The organism is Pseudoalteromonas sp. CuT4-3 (genome assembly GCF_035666335.1).
Lineage (GTDB): Bacteria > Pseudomonadota > Gammaproteobacteria > Enterobacterales > Alteromonadaceae > Pseudoalteromonas > Pseudoalteromonas atlantica.
In genome coordinates this window covers 985,423-1,008,979 of record NZ_CP142030.1, presented here as the reverse complement: position 1 = coordinate 1,008,979, position 23,557 = coordinate 985,423, and the positions used below count along the sequence as shown (strand labels likewise).

The 23,557-nt window shown below is 42.4% G+C and carries 16 protein-coding genes and 2 pseudogenes; 4 read left to right on the top strand and 14 right to left on the bottom strand.

Annotated features, from left to right (window positions below; genetic code table 11):
* Window positions 1–104: 104 nt before the first annotated feature.
* Window positions 105–278: a DUF2986 domain-containing protein gene (locus VOI46_RS04490; RefSeq protein WP_004587415.1), complete on the top strand. Its 174-nt coding sequence runs from the start codon at window positions 105–107 to the stop codon at window positions 276–278.
* 42 nt (window positions 279–320) lie between these two features.
* Here the strand turns inward: VOI46_RS04490 and VOI46_RS04485 are convergent, their stop codons facing one another.
* Together VOI46_RS04485 and VOI46_RS04480 are read right to left on the bottom strand one after the other, a co-directional pair.
* Window positions 321–2,450 carry a TonB-dependent receptor gene (locus VOI46_RS04485; RefSeq protein ID WP_004587416.1) on the bottom strand — a complete coding sequence of 710 codons (2,130 nt, stop codon included), beginning with the start codon at window positions 2,448–2,450 and terminating at the stop codon, window positions 321–323.
* 98 nt (window positions 2,451–2,548) lie between these two features.
* Window positions 2,549–3,850 carry a PAS domain-containing methyl-accepting chemotaxis protein gene (locus VOI46_RS04480; protein WP_004587417.1) on the bottom strand — a complete coding sequence of 434 codons (1,302 nt, stop codon included), beginning with the start codon at window positions 3,848–3,850 and terminating at the stop codon, window positions 2,549–2,551.
* Between the two features lie 370 nt (window positions 3,851–4,220).
* Here VOI46_RS04480 and VOI46_RS04475 point away from each other — a divergent pair, with 370 nt between their 5' ends.
* The gene (locus tag VOI46_RS04475; RefSeq protein ID WP_004587418.1) at window positions 4,221–5,423 is read left to right on the top strand and encodes an MFS transporter; all 1,203 of its coding nucleotides are present in this window, start codon (window positions 4,221–4,223) and stop codon (window positions 5,421–5,423) included.
* A 69-nt stretch (window positions 5,424–5,492) separates the two neighbouring features.
* Here VOI46_RS04475 and VOI46_RS04470 read toward each other — a convergent pair whose 3' ends face one another.
* The 5 genes and pseudogenes from VOI46_RS04470 to VOI46_RS04450 form a co-directional block, all read right to left on the bottom strand.
* Window positions 5,493–6,542 carry an NAD(P)-dependent alcohol dehydrogenase gene (locus VOI46_RS04470; protein ID WP_004587419.1) on the bottom strand — a complete coding sequence of 350 codons (1,050 nt, stop codon included), beginning with the start codon at window positions 6,540–6,542 and terminating at the stop codon, window positions 5,493–5,495.
* 203 nt (window positions 6,543–6,745) lie between these two features.
* Window positions 6,746–7,459: a DUF1499 domain-containing protein gene (locus tag VOI46_RS04465; RefSeq protein WP_004587420.1), complete on the bottom strand. Its 714-nt coding sequence runs from the start codon at window positions 7,457–7,459 to the stop codon at window positions 6,746–6,748.
* 256 nt (window positions 7,460–7,715) lie between these two features.
* A complete protein-coding gene (locus VOI46_RS04460; protein ID WP_004587421.1) occupies window positions 7,716–9,056 on the bottom strand; it encodes a DUF1501 domain-containing protein in 1,341 nt (446 codons plus the stop codon).
* Between the two features lie 9 nt (window positions 9,057–9,065).
* Complete coding sequence (locus tag VOI46_RS04455) at window positions 9,066–10,973, bottom strand: DUF1800 domain-containing protein (protein WP_004587422.1); 1,908 nt, start codon at window positions 10,971–10,973, stop codon at window positions 9,066–9,068.
* Between the two features lie 110 nt (window positions 10,974–11,083).
* Window positions 11,084–11,713: pseudogene (locus VOI46_RS04450) on the bottom strand (sterol desaturase family protein); the annotation flags it as partial.
* A 491-nt stretch (window positions 11,714–12,204) separates the two neighbouring features.
* Here VOI46_RS04450 and VOI46_RS04445 point away from each other — a divergent pair.
* Window positions 12,205–12,420 carry a hypothetical protein gene (locus tag VOI46_RS04445; RefSeq protein WP_004587424.1) on the top strand — a complete coding sequence of 72 codons (216 nt, stop codon included), beginning with the start codon at window positions 12,205–12,207 and terminating at the stop codon, window positions 12,418–12,420.
* Window positions 12,421–12,502: 82 nt separating this feature from the next.
* Here the strand turns inward: VOI46_RS04445 and VOI46_RS04440 are convergent, their stop codons facing one another.
* Window positions 12,503–12,967, bottom strand: coding sequence for a nuclear transport factor 2 family protein (locus VOI46_RS04440; protein WP_004587425.1), 465 nt, complete (start codon window positions 12,965–12,967; stop codon window positions 12,503–12,505).
* A 93-nt stretch (window positions 12,968–13,060) separates the two neighbouring features.
* Window positions 13,061–15,487, bottom strand: a complete 2,427-nt coding sequence (gene hrpB / locus VOI46_RS04435; protein ID WP_324738176.1) for an ATP-dependent helicase HrpB — start codon at window positions 15,485–15,487, stop codon at window positions 13,061–13,063.
* Window positions 15,488–15,760: 273 nt separating this feature from the next.
* On the opposite strand from hrpB, the gene VOI46_RS04430 reads away from it, so the two are divergent.
* Window positions 15,761–15,958 carry a CsbD family protein gene (locus tag VOI46_RS04430; RefSeq protein ID WP_002958133.1) on the top strand — a complete coding sequence of 66 codons (198 nt, stop codon included), beginning with the start codon at window positions 15,761–15,763 and terminating at the stop codon, window positions 15,956–15,958.
* Between the two features lie 70 nt (window positions 15,959–16,028).
* Here VOI46_RS04430 and VOI46_RS04425 read toward each other — a convergent pair.
* The 5 genes and pseudogenes from VOI46_RS04425 to metH form a co-directional block, all read right to left on the bottom strand.
* Window positions 16,029–18,289: pseudogene (locus VOI46_RS04425) on the bottom strand (molybdopterin cofactor-binding domain-containing protein).
* Complete coding sequence (locus tag VOI46_RS04420) at window positions 18,286–18,783, bottom strand: (2Fe-2S)-binding protein (protein WP_004587428.1); 498 nt, start codon at window positions 18,781–18,783, stop codon at window positions 18,286–18,288. The pseudogene VOI46_RS04425 and the gene VOI46_RS04420 overlap by 4 nt, the downstream one beginning before the upstream one ends.
* A 185-nt stretch (window positions 18,784–18,968) precedes the next feature.
* Entirely contained in the window at window positions 18,969–19,724 is a 756-nt protein-coding gene (locus VOI46_RS04415) for a hypothetical protein (RefSeq protein WP_004587429.1), read from the bottom strand.
* Between the two features lie 139 nt (window positions 19,725–19,863).
* The gene (locus tag VOI46_RS04410) at window positions 19,864–20,616 is read right to left on the bottom strand and encodes a hypothetical protein (RefSeq protein WP_004587430.1); all 753 of its coding nucleotides are present in this window, start codon (window positions 20,614–20,616) and stop codon (window positions 19,864–19,866) included.
* 301 nt (window positions 20,617–20,917) lie between these two features.
* Window positions 20,918–23,551 carry a methionine synthase gene (gene metH / locus VOI46_RS04405; protein ID WP_004587431.1) on the bottom strand — a complete coding sequence of 878 codons (2,634 nt, stop codon included), beginning with the start codon at window positions 23,549–23,551 and terminating at the stop codon, window positions 20,918–20,920.
* Between the last annotated feature and the right edge of the window lie 6 nt (window positions 23,552–23,557).

Below are 23,557 nucleotides of genomic sequence, written 5' to 3'. Positions count from 1 at the left end.
CCTTTGCGGCAGGGTTACAACAATCGCGCTTTAAATTTAGATAGCGGCTTACATTGCATTGGTTGTATAATGCGCGACCTTAATTAATCAGAGTATTAGTACTAATGAACCGCCGCAAAAAAATTGTCACCAAATTTCAGAAAAAAGATAAACGTGCTAATGCTAAATTGCATAAAAGTAATAAACCGGCGTATGTATCAAAAGCAGAGCGTGAAAAACTAGCTTTAGAGGCGCAGCAAACAACCAACGCCGAGCAAGTTACGCCAACATCTGATTAAACTAAAGCGCCAAGCAACCTATTCTCAACGCTTTATATGGGTTTAAAATGCGTAACTGGCACTTATATTAAATGAGCGCCCTTGCCCAGCTAATTGAGTAAACCCCGTGCTGCTACCTTGCTTAAGCGCTGCAATACTTACCCCGCCTAGGGGTAATTGATAAAACGTATCAAATAAGTTTACCACCTCAATACCCAGCGTAAGCGCATCAAAAGTAGCTTTAGAGCTTATATTAACTAAGCTGTAACTAACGGTTTGGTTTTCTAAGCGGTTAACATCAACGCGTGATTTTGTATCCACCCAGTGCCACAACAGTGCATTTTCAAATACCCCTATTTGCTGGCTTAATGAGAGCGCTGTATGTAACGGCTTAATTTGATAAAGCGGTTGGTTAGTGTCGCGGCGCTTCCCACGAGTGCTCGTTATGTTTGCTTTTAATTGCCATTCGCCAAACTGTGTTGATTGATAAAGTGACTTACTTATATCAAGCTTTGCGCCATAAAGTGTGGCGTCAACATTAGTAAAGCTTAAAATGTTACGTGTTGTATTTGCTAAACCATAACTATTAAAACTACGTACAATATCTGCATCAATGTAGTCCGTTACATCGGTGTACCACACATTAGCACTTACCCGCCACGCATCATTTTTTGCTGTTTTTGAATACGTTGCACTGATGGTATGGGCGGTTTCGGCTTTGAGGTTTGGGTTACCAATATAACCATTAGCGTCGCCGTACCAGCCAATCATAGTGCTTGCCATATTACTTACACCCCAACTGTAACGCTCATATAAATTAGGGGCTCGGCTTTTACGGGCAAGGCCTAATTGTAGCTCGTCATATAGTGTAACTTGGTAATTAGCTAACACATTTACATCAACTAAGGTGTCGGTTATGTCTCTATCGGCATTGTTAAAGTTATTGGCAGCTAGCGCATTATTGGCAGTTGTCATTGCGCTCATACTGCCCATATTCATCATGCCATCGTTATAGGCTTGTACTTCATCAACCTGTGTATTAACACGCTCAACCCTTAAACCCGTATTTAACCAGAGCTTGTTATTGATTTGGCTTTCATATTCTACAAATAAGGCAATACGCTCACGCTTACCGCTATTAATATTTATATAATCATTTGGCCCCATCATAGTTGAGCCTTCAATCGCCGGCCACCAATCATCAATGCGGTAATTATAATATTCTTGTCCAAGTAGTAATGAGCTATTTTGATCAAGTGTAAGGCGCCATTTAAGCTGTGTGCTTATGTCTTTTGCATCTGTTTTCATGGGCATCATGCCGGTTTTTTCTTTACTAAAAAAACCCATTTCGTGTTTAACGCTGTGCCAATTAACTTGCCCTTCTAGCTCGCTGTTTTCAAAACTGCGCTTATATTGGGCAATAGCGCCATAACTGGTGTTATCAGTCATATCCATGTACTGGTTAGCAAAACCCTGATACGGTATTTTTTGATGCGTAAGCTTTATCACAACTTGCTGTTTATCGTCACGTATCGCGCCAGTTAGGCTGTGGTTTTGAGCCCGATATAATGTATCAAGTACCACATTACCCTTTCCATCTTTGTAGCTGTTGGCATCACTAAACGACCCTTGGTAATTAAGGCTCACAGTATCGCTTGCTAAACGTGCTCCCAAACCTAGTTTTTGGCCGTTATCAACACTGCTGTACTTAGCCGAGACATAGCCTGAGTGCCATGCTAACTCACTACTTTCGCTATATTGTGGTGAAATTGAGTTAACGCTTATTACACCTGCAATGTTATCGCCACCAGCACTCACTGGCGAGACACCAGCAACTACTTTGTAAGCCATTACTTGATTAGCTGATACGTAAGAAAGAGGCGAGTTCATCTGATTAGCGCACGCTGCAGTAACCTCTGCGCCATCAACCAGTACTTTTACTCTATCACCCATTAAACCATTTAAAATAGGTAAGTTAGACACCCCGCCCGCAGCCGAAAAATCAACACCTAAATGACTAAGCATTGCCTCTGACGAACCAAGCGATAAGTGCTTATTGTGTACCTGCCCATGCACTTCAATAATTTCTAAAGGGTTATCATCTGCAAATACTGCAGGAGATAAAAGGCCAGTTAATAAAAGTGCTAAAGGAGAGAATAAATAAGAATGTTGGATATGTTGAATATGAGCCATTTATAATTTATGCCACTGTTATATATGGCATAAATTATATAATGTAGTTACAAGTTTAGAGCGCGACAAAATGTCGCACTTTGAGAACTTACTGCCACTTAACTCGCGTTAAGCTTAGACACTGTTGCAGAAACAGCATCTGCGCCGCGTTCTATTTCTTGAATTACTTCTGAGACTTTCGCTATTAGCTCTCGGCCTTGCTCTGACGAATCAGAGACGGAGGTGATTTGCTTTGAAATATCGTTAGTCAGCTCTTGGTTGTTTTTAACTACGGTTGCAATTTCGTTGGTTGAACTGCTGGTGCTTGCTGCAAGCTGCCTAACTTCATCGGCTACCACGGCAAAGCCTCGCCCGTACTCGCCCGCTCGGGCGGCTTCAATGGCTGCATTTAACGCCAATAAATTAGTTTGATCGGCAATACTGCTTATGGTCGACACAATAGAGCCGATAACTGCTGACTGCTCGTTCAGGTTTTTAATTAAATCAACCGATTTAAGTACTTGGCTTACAATTGCATCTGAGTTTGCAATTGCATCATGTAATATATCTGAGCCCGTTTTTGCCGTTTGCGCACTCGACACCGCCGATTCATACGCAATTTGTGCGGCCTCACTAACGGCTTCGTTGTCTTTTATGCGATCGGTAATATTAGAGGCAAACTTCACTATTTTTATCACTTTGCCTTTATTATCTAAAATGGGGTTATAAGTTGCCTCCAGCCATATTTGCGAGCCATCAGAAGTTATGCGTTTAAACTTACCCGACTTAAACTGTCCATCGCTTAGCTCTTCCCAAAACCGAGGGTTATTTTGATAAAAAGAATCAGTACAAAACATTTTGTGATGCTTGCCAACAATTTCTGTAAGTGAATAACCCACCGTAGATAAAAAGTTTTGATTTGCTTTAATTATGGTGCCATCGGGGTTAAATTCTATTGTAGCCAGCGCCTTATCAAGCGCTTCGGTGAGCGCTTCTTGAGATTTTCGCTGTACATAATTTTTTGTAATATCCGACGCTATTTTAATAACCTTAGTAACCACCCCGTTTACTTCAACAGGAAAATAAGTAGCCTCTAGCCATAGCTTTTCGCCATTAGCGTTAAAGCGCATAAAGGTACCGCTTGTTGAGTTTGCCCCTTGCAGTGCTTGCCAAAATTGGCTGTACTCACTCGACTTAGCGTAGTCTGAATCGCAAAAAATCCGGTGGTGCTTGCCTATTACCTCTTCTCTTTTGTAGCCTACGGTATCTAAAAAAAGCTCATTAGCGTCTAAAATTTTTCCCTCGGGGGTAAATTCAATATACGCTACATGGTTATAAATAGCGGATAGTACTGATTTACTTTCATTGAGTTGACGTTCCAATTCATCAACTTTGGCGTTATCTTTTCGTAGACCAAACATGTGTTAAACCTTTAGGGAATAATAATAGGATGACAATAACAAACAAATATAAAAATAATATGTAAGCTAGCAATAAATGTAATAACTTTGTAAATATAGGTGTTTTTTAGTTTTTCTGCGAGCAATTAAACACTAGCTAGTGAGCTGCTTTTTAAAAACTTTTTATAAATTAACCCAATAAGTCACACTTTATAGCAATTAACAAAAGTAAAACAAGCCAAAAATACTATTTTTTATACATGACGCAGTACACTTTTTAACTTAAAATAGCCATCTCACTGACACACTCCACACCTAATATATGTTTACTCTCCACGCAATTAATGTGTGGCTATTCACTATTTTTAAAATCAAAGTTAAAGGATCTTCTATGAGTGCAGATGTTGCGTCGGCATCTAATCAGTTAAATAAAGCTGCTATTTTATTAGTGTTAGCACTAGGTACGTTTATTTTAGGATTATCAGAATTTTCAATGATGCCTATGCTGCCGCTGATCAGTGAAACGTTTGGCTCAACTCCTTCGCAAAGCGGCTATGCAATTAGCGCCTATGCTATTGGTGTTGTGGTAGGCGCGCCGGTATTAATGCTTACAACGGCCAATATGCGAAAACGCAAAGCTTTGCTGATTTTTTTAAGCCTAATGTGTATTTCTAATGGTTTGAGTGCATTAGCAACCTCATTAGAGCAGCTCGTTATTTTTCGCTTTTTAAGTGGCTTACCTCACGGCGCTTACTTTGGTGCCGCTATTTTGCTTGCCTCCGATATTGCCCCTTCGGGTAAACGCGCAAGCTTTATGTCAAAAGTATTTATGGGCTTAACCATTGCAACCATCGTAGGCGTGCCTATTGTTACCTTGGTGGGGCAAAACCTAAGCTGGCGTTATTGCTTAGGTGGCGCTGCGGTTTTAGCGTTTATTGCGTTTATATTTGTATACAAAGTAGTGCCAAATATCGATAACGCTAAGCCATCTAACTTACTTAACGAGTTTGGCGTACTTAAAAATAAACTGGTGTGGTCTATTTTAGGTATTGTTATTATTGGCTTTGGCGGCGTGTTTTGTATTTATACATACATTGCCGATACAATTTTAGATGTAACTAAAACAGCCCCTTACACTATTTCTATCGCTATGGTGATGTTTGGTATTGGTTGTACGTTAGGTAATTACATATTAGGTAAAGCGGCCGATAAATCTGCCATTAAAACCACAGGGCTTGCACTTGTGTGTACCATCGTATTTGCAATTGCCTACGTTAGCGCAAGTTACAATATTTGGATGCTTTATGCGGTTATATTTTTTATTGGTTGCAGTGTAGGTTTGGCAACGCTTATTCAATCTTTATTAATGGATGTAGCCCCAGAGGGCCATGCAATGATTGGTGCATTAGTACAATGCGCGTTTAACACCGCAAATGCTATCGGCCCTTGGGTTGGCGGGGCTGTTATTGCACAAGGTGCAGCGCCTAACCAAACAGGTTATGTCGCAGCGGCGTTGTTTTTAGGTGGCTTAGTAATGTGGTTTTTAAGCTACTTGCAACTTAATAAACAACAACCCGCAGCACAAACCTGTTAAGCATATAAAAAGAGCGGCTAATACAATTAGCCGCTCTTTTACTTTAATAAGGGTATTTAATCACCCACCTTACTGGGCCTCTAACGACGCCATATCAATAACAAAACGATAGCGTACGTCTGATTTTTCCATTCGCTCATACGCGGTGTTTATTTGGTCAATATTAATCATTTCGCACTCTGGCAATACGTTATTTTTGCCGCAGAAATCTAGCATCTGCTGGGTTTCTTCTATCCCACCAATTAGTGATCCTGCGATGCGGCGGCGACCCATTAAAAGAGGCACAGTGTTTAGCTCTTCTACGGGGCCAACTTGCCCAACAATAACTAGCGTCCCATCTATGTCTAATAAGGGTGTGTAAATAGACAAATCGTGCTTAACAGGTACGGTGTCAATAATAATATCAAAAGCCGACTGCGACGCTTTCATTGCATCTTCGTCAGTCGACACTAAATAATGCTGCGCGCCAAGTTTTACTGCGTCATCTTTTTTAGACTCACTTCGCCCAACCACTGTTACACTCGCGCCCATGGCTACGGCATTTTTAACAGCCATGTGACCTAAGCCACCAAGCCCTACAACGGCAACACGGCTGCCTTTTGTAACGCCCCACTTATGTAAAGGAGAGTAAGTAGTGATACCTGCACATAATAAAGGGGCAACGCGCGAAAGCTCTAGATTTTCAGGGACTGATAGTACAAATTCTTCACGAACAACAATATGTTTAGAATAGCCACCTTGGGTCATCTCGCCGGTTTCTCTATCTTTACCTGCGTATGTGCCTACCATGCCTTCTTGGCAAAATTGCTCTTCGCCGTTATCACACTGTTTGCAGCTTTGGCATGAATCAACCATGCAGCCTACCGCTACCGTGTCACCTTTTTCATAGTTTTTAACAGCGCTACCAATGGCTTTTACTTTACCTACAATTTCGTGCCCAGGGACTAACGGGTAACGGCTTCCGCCCCAGTCATTGCGCACTGCATGTAAATCAGAGTGGCATACGCCACAATATAAAATTTCAATTTCGACATCGTTATCGCGTAAATCGCGGCGCTCAAAAGTATATTCACCTAGTTGCGCACCTTCGCTTTTTGCTGCATATCCTACTGTTTTCATAACAACTCCATAGTCTGTAAAAATTTAAGTCGTCTACCTTTTCGCTTATTTAAGTGCTTTATTTTAAAACCAATCCCATAAGGGCTGCCTCTAAAAATAATACCGGTATGCACTTTGATGTGGTTCACCCTAACGCCGGCGCAGTGAATGCACCCTGACCAAAAAAGCCCAACAAGGTTGGGCTTTTTTAACTTAAATGTTGGTTACTTATCCAGTAACGTATTTATCTCATCAATGAGTGAATGTATACGTTCAGCATTTTTTCCTAAATCGCTGCGCCCCACGCGTGACTTACTGCGTATATCGACAAAGCGCTGGCTGCCTTCATCATTGATACGCACAACTACATCGTCTTTAAAACCAAACCATGTGGTGGTATCCGTTGCTTCTACAATGCCCGTAGCCGCATTAACATTAACAAGCTCAAACCCTAAATTTTTAACCGCTTGCTCGGTAGCAGCCAATAAGTCTGTTTTTGATTGTGCATAATTTAGTGTTTTTAGCTCAGGGTAAGCTTTGCGTTGCTGCGCGGCTGTTTCTTCTCCTGCGTATTCAGCTGGGTTTTTAGCATCCGCTCGCAGCGGTACAATTGCCACAAATTTTGGCGGGTTAATTAAATCGGTCGAAATATCATGGATCGCGGGTACGCTTTTAGCCTTGCTCATCATGCTCAGTGGCATTGCAATCGCGATGGCTGCAAACACCAACGCCATTAAAGTGCTGCCCATGCTAAGCGTTTTACGCATAAAAATAACCTGTATAACAAGCAGCACTAATGCAGCGCCACCCACATACACACCAAATCTAAACCCTGCAAACGCAGTACTTAGTTCAACAACCCCATACTTATATAAAGGCCCTGGCAGTAAAACGAGTAAAAAAGCAATTAAACTTACTAAGCTCACTAAAATTTTCATTATTATGATTCCTTTATCATGTGTGATCTTTAATTTTAAGTATTTGAAACCAGTACATTATACTGCCAAGCACTGGGTTTAGATCACAATTAACAGCCAACGCCACTGTATAGTGATACTTAAGTGCTTTAAATAATAAATTTTGTTCAAAAACCTTAAAATAAGCTAATTAAAACAACTAAATAACGCATTTTTATTATCAAGCAGCGGCGCTTTAACCTTAAACTAACGAACCTAGGCTGGCGTGTCAGTATCATTACACAAAAAAGTCTAAGGTCGCGCTGTTAAAGTTACTTAAATTTGGAAAAATATCAACCAGCTCCGAAACAGGCACGCCAAACCACTGCGCTAACGTTGCAAAGTATTGCTCGTTAGCCACTTGCGGAATTAACCGCCCGCCACCGGTATCGTATTCGCCCTCTAATTGCTGAGTAACTAACTGGCCATAAATAGAACGTCCTTTTACCGCGCCGCCCATTACTATTTGATTACCCGCCCAGCCATGGTCGGTGCCATCGCCGTTTGAGGTTAGCGTGCGGCCAAAGTCCGACATAGTAAACGTGGTGACTTTATCATTCATGTTTAGCTCTTTCATGGCACTGTTAAACTCGCTGAGCCCTTGAGCTAGCGTATTTAATAATGCAGGGTGCGCAGTAAGCTGATCATCGTGGGTGTCAAATCCCCCCATAGAGACAAAAAATACTTGGCGCTGTGTACTTAACGACGACTGCACACTAATAGCTTTGGCCACCGCGGCTAATTGCTCACTCAAGCTAGTATCGCTAAAGGTGGTAGTAAGCGCTGGGGCTTGTTCAAGCGCACTGTTCATCGTTTGTGTGTTGGTAATTGCGCTATATAAGCCATTCGCATATTCACGCCCTAGTACATGGCTTGCATTGCCTAGCAAGCGGTTCATTATGTTAGTAACGTGCTCAGTGCGGGGCTGATAACCACCAAAGGCGTTAATTGTGCTTATGCCACTTTTGTTAAGCGCAAAGGCACTGGTATTTGTGCCTGTTTGCCATAAATTAGTGCCATCGAGAGAGATATTTGCCGCAAACTGATCCTCTACAGCTAATCGCTCTAGCATACGTGCGCCCCACCCACTGTTTAAAGAGGCTTTTTCTCGGCCGTACATCCATGACGCTTGCTGATCGTTATGCGAAAATAAATGCTTAGGTAAAGGCACCGCGTTATTTTTGTAATCTGTTAATGTGGTGGGAGTAAGTAAAGTGCCTACGCCACCAACAAAGGCTAAATCATCCGACTCAAACACGCTCTGTAAAGGCGCAAGTGAGGGATGAATTCCCACGCCACCTGCAAACTGCTGAGAAACACTTAACGCTAGCGGATTGTCTACTGCGAGGTTTTGCCGGCTTTGCTCGTATAAACTACGCTGCTCTCCCTCAAGGGGTAGCAACATATTAAGTGAGTCGTTTCCGCCGTATAAAAATACACACACTAGGGCTTTATAATCACCGAGTTCTATTGCATTAGTTGCCCCCGTTAACGCTTGTAGCTGCAAACTGGTTAAAGCGGCTGCCGATACCCCGCCTTTTAAACATAATGACAAAAAGTCTCTTCTATTTAGGCTCATTATGCGCTCCTAATACTGCACGTTAAATTCAGGTGAAATAGCAATCATGTATAACAAGTACGAAACCCTCACACGGTACTGATCCTCGTCAAAGTAGGCATCTAAATCGAGTAAAGCTTGTGTAGTGTCAGCGCTCATATTGCCGGCAAAATACAGGGTATTATATTGCTCTATCAGTGCGCTAATGCCATTTTGCGCCAAGTAATCCATATCGCTTTGAACATAAACATAAATTCCTGCAGGGTTTAACTCGGTATGCGCTTCGGCTGTACTCCAAACCAAACTTGCAAATAAGGCATTCATTGTGCCTATTAAAGTCGCATCGTTGGCTATTTGTAATTCAGGCGCTACCAAACCTTGGGTGCGTAACGCCGCACTTTGGTAATCGGGTCTAAAAAAGTTAAATACAGAGCCCGACTGCATGGGGCCTTGCCCATAGCTATCGACTAAGTTCCACGTTTTATAATAACCTTGCTGCGACTTCGCATTAAGGTTTCGCCAAAACTGCACAGTTTTTAAAAGTGGTTCTTTAATTTTACCTTGATAGCTAAGTACACTACCAAAATGGCGTGCTTCGTCATCTAAATAAATAGCTTTAACAACTGCGGCTAAATCGCCTCGTACACCGCTTCCATTATCGTTAAATACACGGGCAACGCGCTCTACATATTGCGCAGTAGGGTTTGAGGTAATTAACCGCTGAATAAGCTGCTTAGAAATAAACGGTGCAACGTTGTCGTGATTAAATAAATTATCGAGGGCTATTTTTAGCGACTCCTCTGGCCCATAACCAGGCGGTATAACCTCATTATTTAATAGGACCTTTTCTTTACTCGAATGGTATTCGCTGTAAGCTTGCATAGGGTTTATATAATCACGGCTTTTGCGTTTAAAGGTTTCGCTGCCGGCAAATGTCCAGCCTGTAAATACACGCGCAAACCCCTGTATTTGAGCCTGCCCGTAAGTTGCTATGCTATTACCGTTTGCATCTAGCTTAGCGGAGCCATCAAGGTTTAACTCATCTAGGCCAATGGTAAATAATTGCATAACCTCACGGGCGTAATTTTCATCTGGGCGAATATTAAGTGCTTCATCAGCTTTTTCGTTCCCTAAATGGCTTAGGTACGTGCCCATAATTGGCGAAAGCGTTACCTCTTCGAGTAACTCTCTAAAATTGCCAAACGCATGTTTGAGCAATAAATCGTAGTAAGTGATCATGCCCTCTGGTTGTGCACGTAAATCGCTATTTTCATCCGATACGACCAATATTTCACTCAGTGCAAATGCAACGCGTTGGCGTAGTTGGTCGTCACTTTGTAGCACCGCTTTCCACCATGCATCTATTCGGCTTATATATTTAAAGTCTTCGTCATCTTCAAGTTTTACCAAGTAGTTTCGATGGTACCTAACTGGCAGTGCTATTTGGTTATCGAGCCATTGTTGCTCACTTAAACCTTGAGCACTGTTTATTTCAGCAAGCGTTGGGCCCATGCTAGCTTGGTGTAATAACCTAGCGACGCTGTGTATGTCCATGCTGTTTTTGGCTACAAATGTAACGGTTTGCGTGTTTGTTGCCCCTTCATTATCGGTGGCTGTTACGCTAAATGAGTACGTTATAGGCTCATAACTTTGCGCAGCGGGTATAGTAAGGCGGGTACTTAACGCACCTAATGGTTCATTCAATAACGTGGTGCCCGCAGTTTGTTGCCAAACCACACTGCTTATTGTGCCGTCTTCATCGCTTGCTGTTGCAATTAGCTCAATGGTTTGGCCTTTAGTTAATTCGCTGGGTATGTCGGCAACCGACAAGGTAGGAATTTTATTTGAATTGACGGTGGGAGTGTCATCGCCGCCTGAGCCACCACAGGCGCTTAGCAATAAAGCACAACTTGCTAATAAAACTGATTTGTAATGCATGTTAAATCGTCATCGTAAATTAAAGAAGGTACGCGTGTATGTACCGAGTTTGATACGATTATTGAAACACAAAATTTACAATTTAACCTTTTATTTTTTGTAACCGAGCGCTATTTAATTGTTTTGTCGTTAATATTAACCTCAATAATGGGCTTTTTTTTATTAAAAACATTCACCTTATTAGCGGCTTTAGCCACACGCTGCCAAGGCGTATGTAGGTTCTCGTAAATTGGCCGCCAATACGCATCCATTACACTGTTGTGCCCGCGGTCGTTATTGCCAACCCCCACGGTAATTTTACCTACGTGATGCGCTTTTATCAGCGTGCCACAAGCTCTATCCCAAATGGCTAACGCTGAGCCTAGGTTACGGTCAAAATGTTTTGGGTTATCGCTGTGATGAATTTGGTGCTGAGCTGGGCTAATTAACCAATTTTCTATTTTTTTACCAAAGCTCCACCACACATGTGAGTGACGTAAATTAGCGCCTAAAGCATTAAAGGCAAATACAAATACATTAGCCCCCAAAATATCTAACATTGATAAATTTCGGCCAAAGCAATACACACAAACGCCCACTACAAAACCTTGGGCTAACGCCATTCGACAGGCATATAAATAGCTTTCAAACGGGTGGCTGCGATAAATGGTCATTGGGGTGAGCACTAACGCACTAATTACGTAAAAATAAAATCACATTAACTTTTTAGATATAAAAGCTATTTGTAATAATTAATATTTATTTTAAAAACGTATCACTTATAGCGTTTAAGTGTGGTTTTTTGCTTCACTTACTGTTTTAGAGGCTTATATCAGCGTATTGATTAAAGGTATACTAGGGCGTGTTGACCTTGGCGGATAGAAATTTGTTCAATCTAGGGGCGATTAAATCGCGACGCGTGGTTTGTAACTTAGTAGGCTCGATAACGGCTTCTGCGTTATTTTAATGACTTATATCCATGTAAGAATAAGTAAAAACCAATAAACAGAGCTTACCGCCCTAGAAAGAACCCAATGGGCAGCCCATGTTTGGCTTTTATGCTGCGTTATCGCCTATTTATGGGGAATAATCAAGTTTCATAGGCTCTGCCTTGCCTAAAAACCGAACATACGGCTGCAAATTCAACGACCAAAATCAACAAGCCCAAGAGATTATGAGAGGTGGTAATGCATTAAATAGTGTCATTTTACTACTCACTTTTAGCTAAGCCATACAATAACAGAGCCTTTTTATGAAAACAGAAATTCGCTACCGCTTTGAAACCTCGCAAGTTGCTAACCGCTTTGTGCATGTACTAAAAGATTGGCCCGTAAACCAAGTTAAAACTCGCCTATTTAATGGCGGCGACAGTGTAAAAGTCACTTACGAGTATGATGAAAGCGGATTTGATTACACCTCTGCCGAGCTAGATGATTTAGCAGAGCAACACGGTGGTAAAGAAGTTTAAGCACTTAACAACAAAAAGCTATTACAGCCCGATTAGCCATTAACTTTGCTTTAATGGCTAGCGCGTTTTATCACTTTACGTTTTATTCGTGATATTTACGGATCATCGCCACTTTACCGTTTTCAACTTCTATTACTTCCATCATTACTGATGTGTACTCGATTGGCTGCTTACTTTGCGGATGAATGCCCTTAGCGTGGTTTTTATAACGAATCGCAAAGCCGCTATCGTTAAATACAAAGGTATTTAGCAGCTCGCTTTCGTATAAGGTATGCGCGCCTAAATAAAAACGCATGCCCTTACGCATTAGTTTTTTACCCTCTGCAGTGCGAGAGTCATCTACTTGATACGGTATGTGCTGGCTGCCTACATCGTCTGTTAATAAATTAAGGTAGGCTTCAAGCTCTTTTTCACTTGCGTTAGGCGCTTGAGTGGCGGTCATTGTGTTGTAGTAATGTTGTGCAAATTTGTTTAAGTCCAGTGCCTCTTCAGCATTAACCGAAAAGGTACTCACTAATAGCAAACCTAATATAAATAGTCGTTTCATCACTTCTTCCTTGTAGTTAAAAGTATTGATTTATTTATAGGTACACTATATTCATATGTTCAAAAATAAAACAAACATTTTAAGTTAATAAACCTACATTTTGCTTTTTACTCTATTGGTTGCCACGCTGTTGGCTGGATCGTCGGGCCAAAAATGCTTGGGATAACGTCCTTTCATTTCTTTTTGTACATCGCGATAACTACTAGCCCAAAAGTGCGCAAGATCTTGCGTAAGTTGTAAAGAACGCTTACCTGGCGAGAGTAATTCCATAAGCAGTGGCAGCTTGCCATTTGCAAGCATTGGTGTACTTGTTAAACCATACACTTCTTGCATGCGCACGCTAAGTTTTGCGGGGCCATCTAGTTGGTAATTAATTTTTATATTTGAGCCACTCGGTACCGTTAACCTAAGCGGTAACAGTGTTTTTAGGGCTGTTTGCTGTGTCCAGTCAAAACAATTTTGCAGTGCTTCAAAGTAGTTAAACTTTTTAAGCTGCTCCAGCGTTTTTATATCCTGTAAATATACGCCTAACCAATCATCAGCTGTTTCGATAAGTTGCTGCTCGCTTATTGCCGGGAACGTATCTGGCATAAACTGACTGGCTAAACTCATGCGTATTAATAATTGCTGCGCATCGGGTTGTTCATTAAATAATGCAAAGCCGTGTTTAGTAAATAAATTAAGCCACGCTTTGGCGCGCTCGGTTTTATCAAGCTTTTGCTTACTTGGTTGGCTTGTAAGGGTAATGGCGCCGAGCTTTACTTCGTCTTGATGGATAAAGCGCGCGGTTTTTTCATCAAACTCACAGCGGGTAAGCGTAGTAAACAAATGCGGTAAGTAATCTTGTAGCTCAAATGGGCTAAGTGCAGTGGCTGCAAAAATACGCGTGCCTTTATGGCCGCCCATGCTTGCAATAGCAAGGTAGTCATCGTTATGCCAGTAATCGGTGTTTAAATCAGCGCCCGCACCATTGGCAAGTAAGTAGCCATTGCCGCGTTTTTTTGCAATGCGATCGGGGTAAGCTAATGCCACCAGCAAACCTAAATACTCGGTGTTTAGCTCGCTGTTACTGTCGGTTACTTTTAAACGGCTTTGCCAGTATTTTAACTGCTGCTTAAATACTGGGTGTGGCCTTTGTTGTTGGCTATGTAGCGCCAAGCTTAGCTCGTTGGCGCTGTTTATTCGGCTCTCAAGCAGCGCCACTAAATAAAGTGCTAAACGGTAAATACCAGGGAGTTCTGCCTCAAGCGATTGCGCTTTTAAAAGCATATGCGCTAAGCGAATATCCGCCCCAAAACCCAGCATGTTGCAGCCCAATTTAGTGAGCTTACCTTTGGAGTCAATGGCTTCAAGCATGGTTAGTAAGTTTGCCGCTTGCGTGCATTGCTGCGCTGTTGGCGTATCAAGTAAGGTGAGTTCGCTGATATTTGCGCCCCACTGTTTTGCCTCCAGCATAAGTTGGCTTATGTCTGAGGTGAGTATTTCTGGGCTATCGTGGCTATTACGTCGCTCAAATGTTTGTTTAGAGCCAAGCCTGTAAACAACCCCTGGCTCTATTCGCCCTGCACGCCCCGCTCGCTGCACAGCAGAGGAGCGCGATATACTTTGAGTTGTAAGCTCAGTTACGCCTGTTTTCAAGTTATAGCTCGCCGCGCGGCGTTTGCCGCTATCAATAACAATGCGAATGCCTTCAATGGTTAAACTGGTTTCTGCTACATTGGTGGTAAGCACAACTTTGCGCATACCTTTAGGCGCAGGGGCAATCGCCGCTTGCTGATTGGCTTTATCTTGCTCGCCAAACAATGTGGCAACTAAGCAATTACTTGGCAAATCATTAAGGGCCTGCTGCACACGTACTATTTCAAACTGCCCAGGCAAAAACACCAACGCACTACCGCTTTGCTCATTGAGTGCTTGCTTAACGATATTAGGAATGGCATCTAACCAGCGGCTCTCATCTTTTATTGGTATATATACTTCGTCAATGGGGTAACTACGCCCGCTTGATTGTATAACCGGACAATCAAAAAACTGCGTATAGCGCTCGGTATCAAGGGTGGCCGACATAAGTAGTATGGTTAAATCGTCGCGCAGCGCACTTTGGGTCTCTAAAGCAAAGGCCAGTGAAGTGTCGGCCGCAATTGAGCGTTCATGAAATTCATCAAATATCAGTAAGTCTATATCGCTTAATTCGGGGTCGTTTTGTAGCATGCGGGTAAGCATGCCCTCGGTGACTATTTCAAGGCGCGTATTACTACCTACTTTGCTTTCACCACGTACTCGCAAACCAACGCTCTGCCCCACTTTTTCGTTTTGGCACTGTGCTAAGTAATTGGCAATATTACGTGCTGCTAAGCGGCGCGGCTCAAGCATTACAATACGTTTAAAATGGCCGTCGCGCACAAGCTGTAGCGGCAACCAGGTTGACTTACCTGCACCAGGCGGTGCTTGTAATAACGTTATGGGGTTACTTTGTAATGTAGTTAGAAGTTGTTGATATATGTTTTGAACCGGCAGCACTGCTATTTACCCAAAATTGCTTTGTGCGCATTGTAACAAAAACCAAAAATAAACGCGCCGCAAAAGCAGATGAGTTTACGCGTATCCATAATCAGAAATAATTACAGACCGCTCTGTACATTTTTTAAGAACATACGCGTTGCAATAAAAGTAACGCCTCGCTTAAATATATAAATCAATGATTATAAAAACAAAATAAAAAGTTTAACTGATTGGTACACGCTTTGCTCCTTTTATGCTGAACGTTAATTAAAGCTAAGTAAGGAGAAACTTATGAACAGCGATCGTATGAAAGGTAATTGGAACGAACTTAAAGGTAAGGCGCAACAAAAATGGGGCGATCTTACTGACGACGATTTAGACAAAATTGAAGGTAGCCGTACAGAGCTAGTGGGTAAAATCCAGCAGCAGTATGGTAAATCTAAAGAAGAAGCAGAGCGCGAAGTAGACGAGTTTGAAAAAACTCACTAATCGCTAACTTCTAAAAAAAACCGCCATTTGGCGGTTTTTTTGTTTTACGGCTTAAATAAAAGTACGTTATTTACGCTTTTAATTGGTTACCTATAGGCAGTTGTCTAATGCGTTTCCCACAGGCAGCAAAAATAGCGTTACACAATGCGGGTGCATAAACCGGTGTTGCGGGCTCGCCCACACCTGCTGGTGGTGCATCGCTTTGTATTATTTCTACTTCTACCTCTAGTGGTGAGTCGCTCATACGCGGTACGCGGTAATCGTGAAAATTACTTTGCTGCACGCGGCCTTTATCAAAGGTAATACCGTCGCTAATTGCAGTGGTAATACCGTAAATAGAGCCACCTTGCGTTTGATTTTTAACGGTATCGGTGTTTACTACCGTACCTGCATCAATAGCCACCCACGATTTAATCACGTTTAAATCACCAGCGTCGGATACCTCTACCTCAACCACAGTAGCCACATAGGTTAAAAAGCTGCGGTGCGCTGCAATACCTAACCCGCGACCTTTTGGCAGCTTTCGGCCCCATTTGCTTATATCGGCTACTTTTTCAATAACATGGCGTAATTTACCAATATCTAATGGGTAAACGTCTTTATCGGCGCCATAGTTATCGTACGAGGCATTTTGCTCGGTTACATCTAAAATGCGATCAGGGCCTATGGTTTCAAGTAAATAGTCTTTTTGGTCGCGCCCTGCTTTGTGCGCCGCTTCAGCAATAAATGACTGAATAGCAAAAGCATGAAAAATATTTGATACCGAACGCATCCAACCTACTCTTGTTTTAGCGGGTGCTTCGCCGTTTTCTAACTTTAAGTTAGGTGAGTTTATGGGGTTATCGGTAAAGCCCAAGCGCAGCTCAAAACCTGCAGGCGACGTTGCCCCTTCTTGAAAGGTCGACATAATTGGCGAAAACGCCGTACGGTGTAAGTAAGCCTCAATATTACCTTTTTCATCTAGTGAAGCTTCAATATGTTGAGCCGATACCGCATGATAAAAACTGTGCTGAATATCATCCTCTCGCGTCCATTGTACGCGTATGGGTTGTCCTACTTTCATTGAAATGTAAGCAGCTTCTGCCGAAAAGTCAGGTTTTGATTTACGCCCAAACCCGCCACCTAACATGGTGACATGCACGTTAATTTTACTCTCGTCCATATCAAGTAGTGCGGCTACGGTTTTCATATCGGCTTGCGGGTTTTGCGTTGCAGCCCATATATCAACGCGGTCTTTATGATACATCGCCGTGGCGCAAGGTGGCTCCATTGGTGCTTGGGCCAAATGCGGCGCGTAATAATCGGCTACTAACTTATTGCTCGATTTAGCCAATACGCTGGCTGCATCGCCTATGTCGCGCACATGAGCTTGCGGCTCATTAACGGTTTGTAATAGCGACTTTTTAAATTCTTTTGAATTATAATCGCCGTTTTTACCATCATCCCACACCACCTTTAGTGCTTTACGCGCCTGCCATGCAGCCCAGGTATTTTTAGCAACAATAGCAATGCCGCCTTTTGGCTGAAATTGCGGCGCGCCTTTTGGTACAGGCATTTCAATAATATCAACTACGCCATTAATTGCTTTAGCGGCGCTGGCATCAAACGATTTAACCACGCCACCTACTACCCGCGGGCGCTCAATCATAGCCACCAGCGCTTTTGGCTCGCGAACATCAGCAGCAAATGTGGCTTTACCGGTTACTAAATCGGTTAAATCTATGTGCGCCATACCGGTATTTATATAGCGCCATTCTTTACGTGTTTTAAGTGTTAACTTGTCTGGCTCTGGCGGGGTAATACCAAGCGCGAGATCAATTAAGTCTTTATAGGCAACCGTTTTACCCGAGCTGTGAGTAACCACGTGCTGATTAGCTGTACAGGTTTGCGGCTCAACGTTCCAATATTTAGCAGCTGCGTGCTGCATCATGTAGCGAACACTTGCGCCCATTTCACGCAGGCGTTGCATGTTGTAGCGAATACTGCGCGAACCATCGGTATTTTGATCCCCATATTTAGGGTCGCCCTTACCTTGAATAACAACCACTTTATCCCATGCAGCTTCCATTTCGTCTGCCACAATTTGGGCAATGGCGGTACGAATTTGTTGGCCCATTTCAGAGCGGTGACAGGTTATTTCAACCATGCCATCGGGGCGCAGCGCTATAAATAAGTTGGCACGTTTTGCTTGCTCAGAGGATTGTTCTAACACGCCAGCAAATGCTCGTGGTGCACTGCCTACAAAATAAGTGCCTAATACCAATGCGCCTATTGCGCTAATTTTAAAAATTGGCGACGGTTTAGGTCAAAGTATGTATTGCCGTTTTTCATACCTCTTCCCCTTGTTCATTTGGGTCAAAATACTCAACGCCCGCAATGGTTTTAGCCGCCGACTTAATTGCTTTATGAATACGCGGATACGTACCACAACGGCAAATATTGCCCGACATATTACTCACTATTTCATCATCAGTGGGGTTAGGGTTACCTGCTAATAAGCTTGCCGCTTGCATTATTTGCCCGCACTGACAAAACCCACACTGCGGCACTTTATGCTCAACCCACGCTTTTTGCACAGGATGGTCGCCTTGCTCGCTTAACCCTTCAATAGAGGTAATAGCACGCCCTGCCACAGCCGATACCGGTAATATGCACGAGCGCTGCGCTACGCCATCAATGTGTATGGTGCACGCACCACACTGCGCCATACCACAGCCAAATTTAGGCCCGGTTAAATTTAATTCATCTCGAAGATACCAAAGCACCGGCGTTGACGGATCGCCTGTAAACTCATGTTTATTACCATTGACGGTAAGCGTGATCATATTTAACTCCTTGGCAAAGCGCTTTAAAGGAATGCCTTGTTGCGCGAGAACGGTTTGAATAATTGCTACTTTTTTAGCCTACCACTTAGGATTGGTTTATTGAAATTTTTATCGACGAACCGCCAACTTATAGCTGTTATTAAGTGGCAGATTTATTGGATAGAGATAAGAAGGGTTTACTGATTCTACTTAGCACTTATAACTGATTCTTTTAATAACTGCTCATCATTTTTATATACTTCAAGCCAACCAGGTGGCGATGTATCGCAGCCAATAATAGTAACGTGTAATATGTAACTATAACGTCCGTTTTTAAACGTATAATGATGATTCCCGCCGCTACCCTCAAAGGTAATATCACCGTTTAATAAAACCAGTTCAGGCTTGTCCTTTGGCCTTTTATCACTACTCCACACTGCATAACGGTAATTTCTATCACCTAAATCATCAACGCGAATATGGTAGCTAGCCGTTTTCCAATCAAGCACTGGCTCTTCAAATGTATTGATACTTGAATGAAGTGATTGCTTGTCTTGTTCAATTAAGCGTATAGCAAATGCCTGCTCTTTAGCTGTGTGGCTATTTATACCGATAATTTTACCGTCAGTATCTAGCCACATCACGCCGTTATTTAGCATAATGCCGCGCCAACCTACGCTATCCCAATCGGTATTAATATTAGAGCTGCCAATAACGGCAACTAGCTCATCGTCAAACACTTCATCAAAGCGGTTAATAAACTCAGCTTCATTTTTAATGTCAGGCAATGGATATTGCCTTTTTAGAGGGTAGCGAATATGCGCAGCAATCGCAGTTTTATCCTGCGTTTTAAAAGCAGCAATAACAGGTAAAACACTCTCGTGATACTTCTGCTCAAGCGCAAATGTGTTTGATGTGAAAAGTAGGAATAGGCAAAGCAATATGTAATTTAGATACTTCATTGTAGCCCTTTATTTAAAGTTATTGAGTGCATTGTATAAAGGTAGGTAATACCTGACACTAAGTGAAAATATAAGATCAGAAGCAACTTTATAAAAATATAATGTATCTTAAGGCTCTAGGTAGCCTTATATTTCTAAATTACAACTTTGGATTTTCTAACTTTTTTAATAAAAGGTTAAATACATTTTCTTGAATGCCTTCTAAATATTCCAACCATTCATTATCATACTGAATATTAAAAATGTGATCATAATTATTTTTTTTACTTATATTATCTGATAAAACCTTCAATTCTGACGACCAGCTAGGATCAATTTTATCAAATCGCCGCTGATCAATAATATTCATAAGCTTTTCCACGTCATTTTCTAATTTATATAGTTTTTTAAAATCACCTTCTAATATTTTATATTTATCTGGAGACAAAAATCTTAGGCGTATAACAGAGTTAGACAATTTATTATGAGCGATTATAAATTTTTGATGAAACTCTAGTGTCGACTTTAAAGAACGCTCCCACTTTCCTATGGCAATAACTTGCTTGTCTTCTGAAGAACTTCTTAATGACTCCAAGCAACTTTTCGTTTCTAGTTGATATAAAGTACAATACATCCAACTGTGGAAATATTCTCCTTTTATGCAGCTAAGTATTTCGAATCTTTCATATGCCCCATCAATCCGTTTTCGACTCTTATACTCAACAATTGCGATAATCACGGCATAAATAGTTCCCACTCCCCCAATCCAGCTACCCAAATCAGGCCAAAAATTAGAATGTCCATTAGAGTGGTAGAGGATTTCATAAGCACCTATAGAAGTAATAAGAAGAGCAATAAATGTCATTAATACAAATTTCTTTCTATTCCAAAGCCCTGTAATTTTATCCCTCAAAATAACTAATCCTTATTTAAATAACTTACAAATACACCAGCGGCTTTAGTAACTAAAATTTCATTTAGTTTTGACGACTAATAGTTTCAAATTATTACTACTAAGCAATTGCTTCATATAAGTTTTTCAACGTTTACCTAATATTAATTCAGTTAAAGAGAAATCACCAATAGTGCCTCCATAACCATATTATATGATTTCAACTGATTGTTCTTAAACAAGGTAATAAAAGTAAAAAACGAGCCTAATTTGGCTCGTTTTTCTTTTACTGATAGCTGACAGCTAAAAACTGACCGCTTCGCTATGACTCCGGCTCATACCCCAAGTTAGGCGATAGCCACCTTTCAGCCTCTTCGAGCGTCATATTAGTTCGCTTGGCGTAATCTTCCACCTGATCCTTTTGCACAGCCGCGACGGCGTAGTATTTTGCCTCGGGATGTGAGAAATACCAGCCCGAAACCGCAGCCCCTGGCCACATGGCGTATGAGCTGGTGAGCTGCATGCCAATGCGTTTTTCGGTATCGAGTAACTGCCAAATTTTCTTTTTCTCGGTGTGCTCTGGGCACGCTGGGTAACCTGGCGCTGGGCGAATACCTTGGTAGTTTTCGCGAATTAGCTCATCGTTACTTAAGTTTTCATCGGCTGCGTAACCCCAATACTCTTTGCGCACTTGTTCGTGCAAGTATTCTGCAAACGCCTCGGCGAGCCTGTCGGCAACCGCTTTTACCATTATTTTATTGTAGTCGTCTTGCTTGGCATCGAACGCGTCGGCTAGGTCGTCTTCTTCTAAACCGCCCGTTACTGCAAACGCGCCAAAGTAATCAGGTGTGCCTTTTAGCGCTATGTAGTCGGCTAAACAATAGTTAGCAAAGTCGGTTTTTTCGGTTTGCTGGCGTAAATGGCATGAGGTAGTTAACAGCTCTTTGCGGGTTTCGTCGGTGTAAATTTCTATGTCATCACCCACTCGGTTTGCTGGGAATAAACCAATTACGCCTAAAGGTTGCAAAGCACCTGACTTTTCAAGGTCGTCGAGCATGTCGTTAGCGTCTTTAAATAAGCTACGTGCTTGCTCGCCAACGACTTCATCGTCTATTATGCGCGGGTATTTACCAGCGATTGACCACGTCATAAAGTACGGGGTCCAATCTATGTATTTACGTAAAGTCGCAATTGATACATTTTTAAATTCGGTCACGCCCAGCTTTTTAGGCACTGGTGGCGTGTAGTTATCCCAATCAAGCTTGGCTGCGTTATCGCGGGCGCGCTGTATGGTAACGGGTTTTGAACGTGGCTTTTTGCGCGCTTGCTGCTCGCGTACTTTTTCGTACTCGGCTTTAGTTTTTTCTAAAAAGGCCGGTTTTAGCTCTTTAGATAATAAGCTCGATACCACGCCCACTGCACGGCTGGCGTTATTTACGTAAACTACGCCTTTGTCGTACTGCGGTTCAATTTTAACGGCAGTATGCGCTTTAGAGGTCGTTGCGCCGCCAATCATAAGTGGTAATTCAAAACCTCGGCGGGTCATTTCTTTGGCTACGTGTACCATTTCATCAAGCGATGGGGTAATTAAACCCGAAAGGCCGATTATGTCGGCTTTTTCGTCAATCGCGGTTTGCAGTATTTTTTCAGCAGGTACCATTACACCTAAGTCGATTACTTCGTAGTTATTACATTGCAGTACTACGCCTACAATGTTTTTACCTATGTCGTGCACGTCGCCTTTTACGGTGGCCATAACCACTTTACCGTTAGTGGCGCCTTCTTCTTTTTCGGCTTCTATGTATGGGTCTAGGTAGGCCACTGCGCGTTTCATTACGCGGGCCGATTTAACAACTTGCGGTAAAAACATTTTACCTGCACCAAATAAATCCCCTACCACGTTCATGCCATCCATTAATGGCCCTTCAATTACGTGAATAGGTTTATCGGCGGCAGCGCGGCACTCTTCCGTGTCTTCATCTATAAAGGTGGTAATGCCTTTAACAAGGGCGTGCTCTAGGCGTTTTTCAACAGGCCATGTGCGCCACTCTAAATCTTCTACGCGTTCGGCTTGTGCCATACCCGAAAACTTAGGGGCTATTTCTACAAGGCGCTCACCTGCACCGGGGTCGGTGTTAAGGATTACATCTTCTACGGCTTTACGAAGTTCCTCGGGGATGTCGTCGTAAACCGCAAGTTGCCCTGCGTTTACAATACCCATATCCATACCCGCTTTTATCGCATGGTATAAAAACACTGAGTGAATGGCTTCGCGTACGGGGTTATTACCCCTAAACGAAAACGATACATTAGACACCCCGCCCGACACTTTACAGTGTGGTAAGTTTTGTTTAATGCGGCGTGTGCCTTCAATAAATTCTACGGCGTAGTTGTCGTGCTCTTCTATACCGGTGGCTACGGCAAATATATTGGGGTCGAATATTATATCTTCCGGCGGAAAACCAATCTCTTCGACTAATATTTTGTAGCTGCGCTCACAGATTTCGTATTTGCGGTCTGCGGTGTCGGCTTGGCCGTCGGTATCAAACGCCATTACAACAGCGGCAGCGCCGAAACGTTTAATAATTTTAGCTTGGCGTTTAAACGGCTCCTCCCCTTCTTTAAGCGATATTGAATTAACAATAGCCTTGCCTTGAATGCATTTAAGGCCTGCTTCTATTACTTCCCATTTAGAGGAGTCGACCATAATAGGCACTTTAGAAATATCAGGCTCTGAGGCAATTAAGTTTAAAAACTTAACCATTGCCGCTTTTGAGTCCAACATGGCTTCGTCCATGTTTATATCAATAACTTGGGCGCCGTTTTCTACTTGCTCGCGAGCAACGGTAAGCGCTGCTTCATAGTCTTCTTCCATGATTAAGCGTTTAAACATGGCAGAGCCGGTTACGTTGGTACGCTCGCCAACATTGGTAAATACTGCAATTTGCTGGGTCATGTTGGC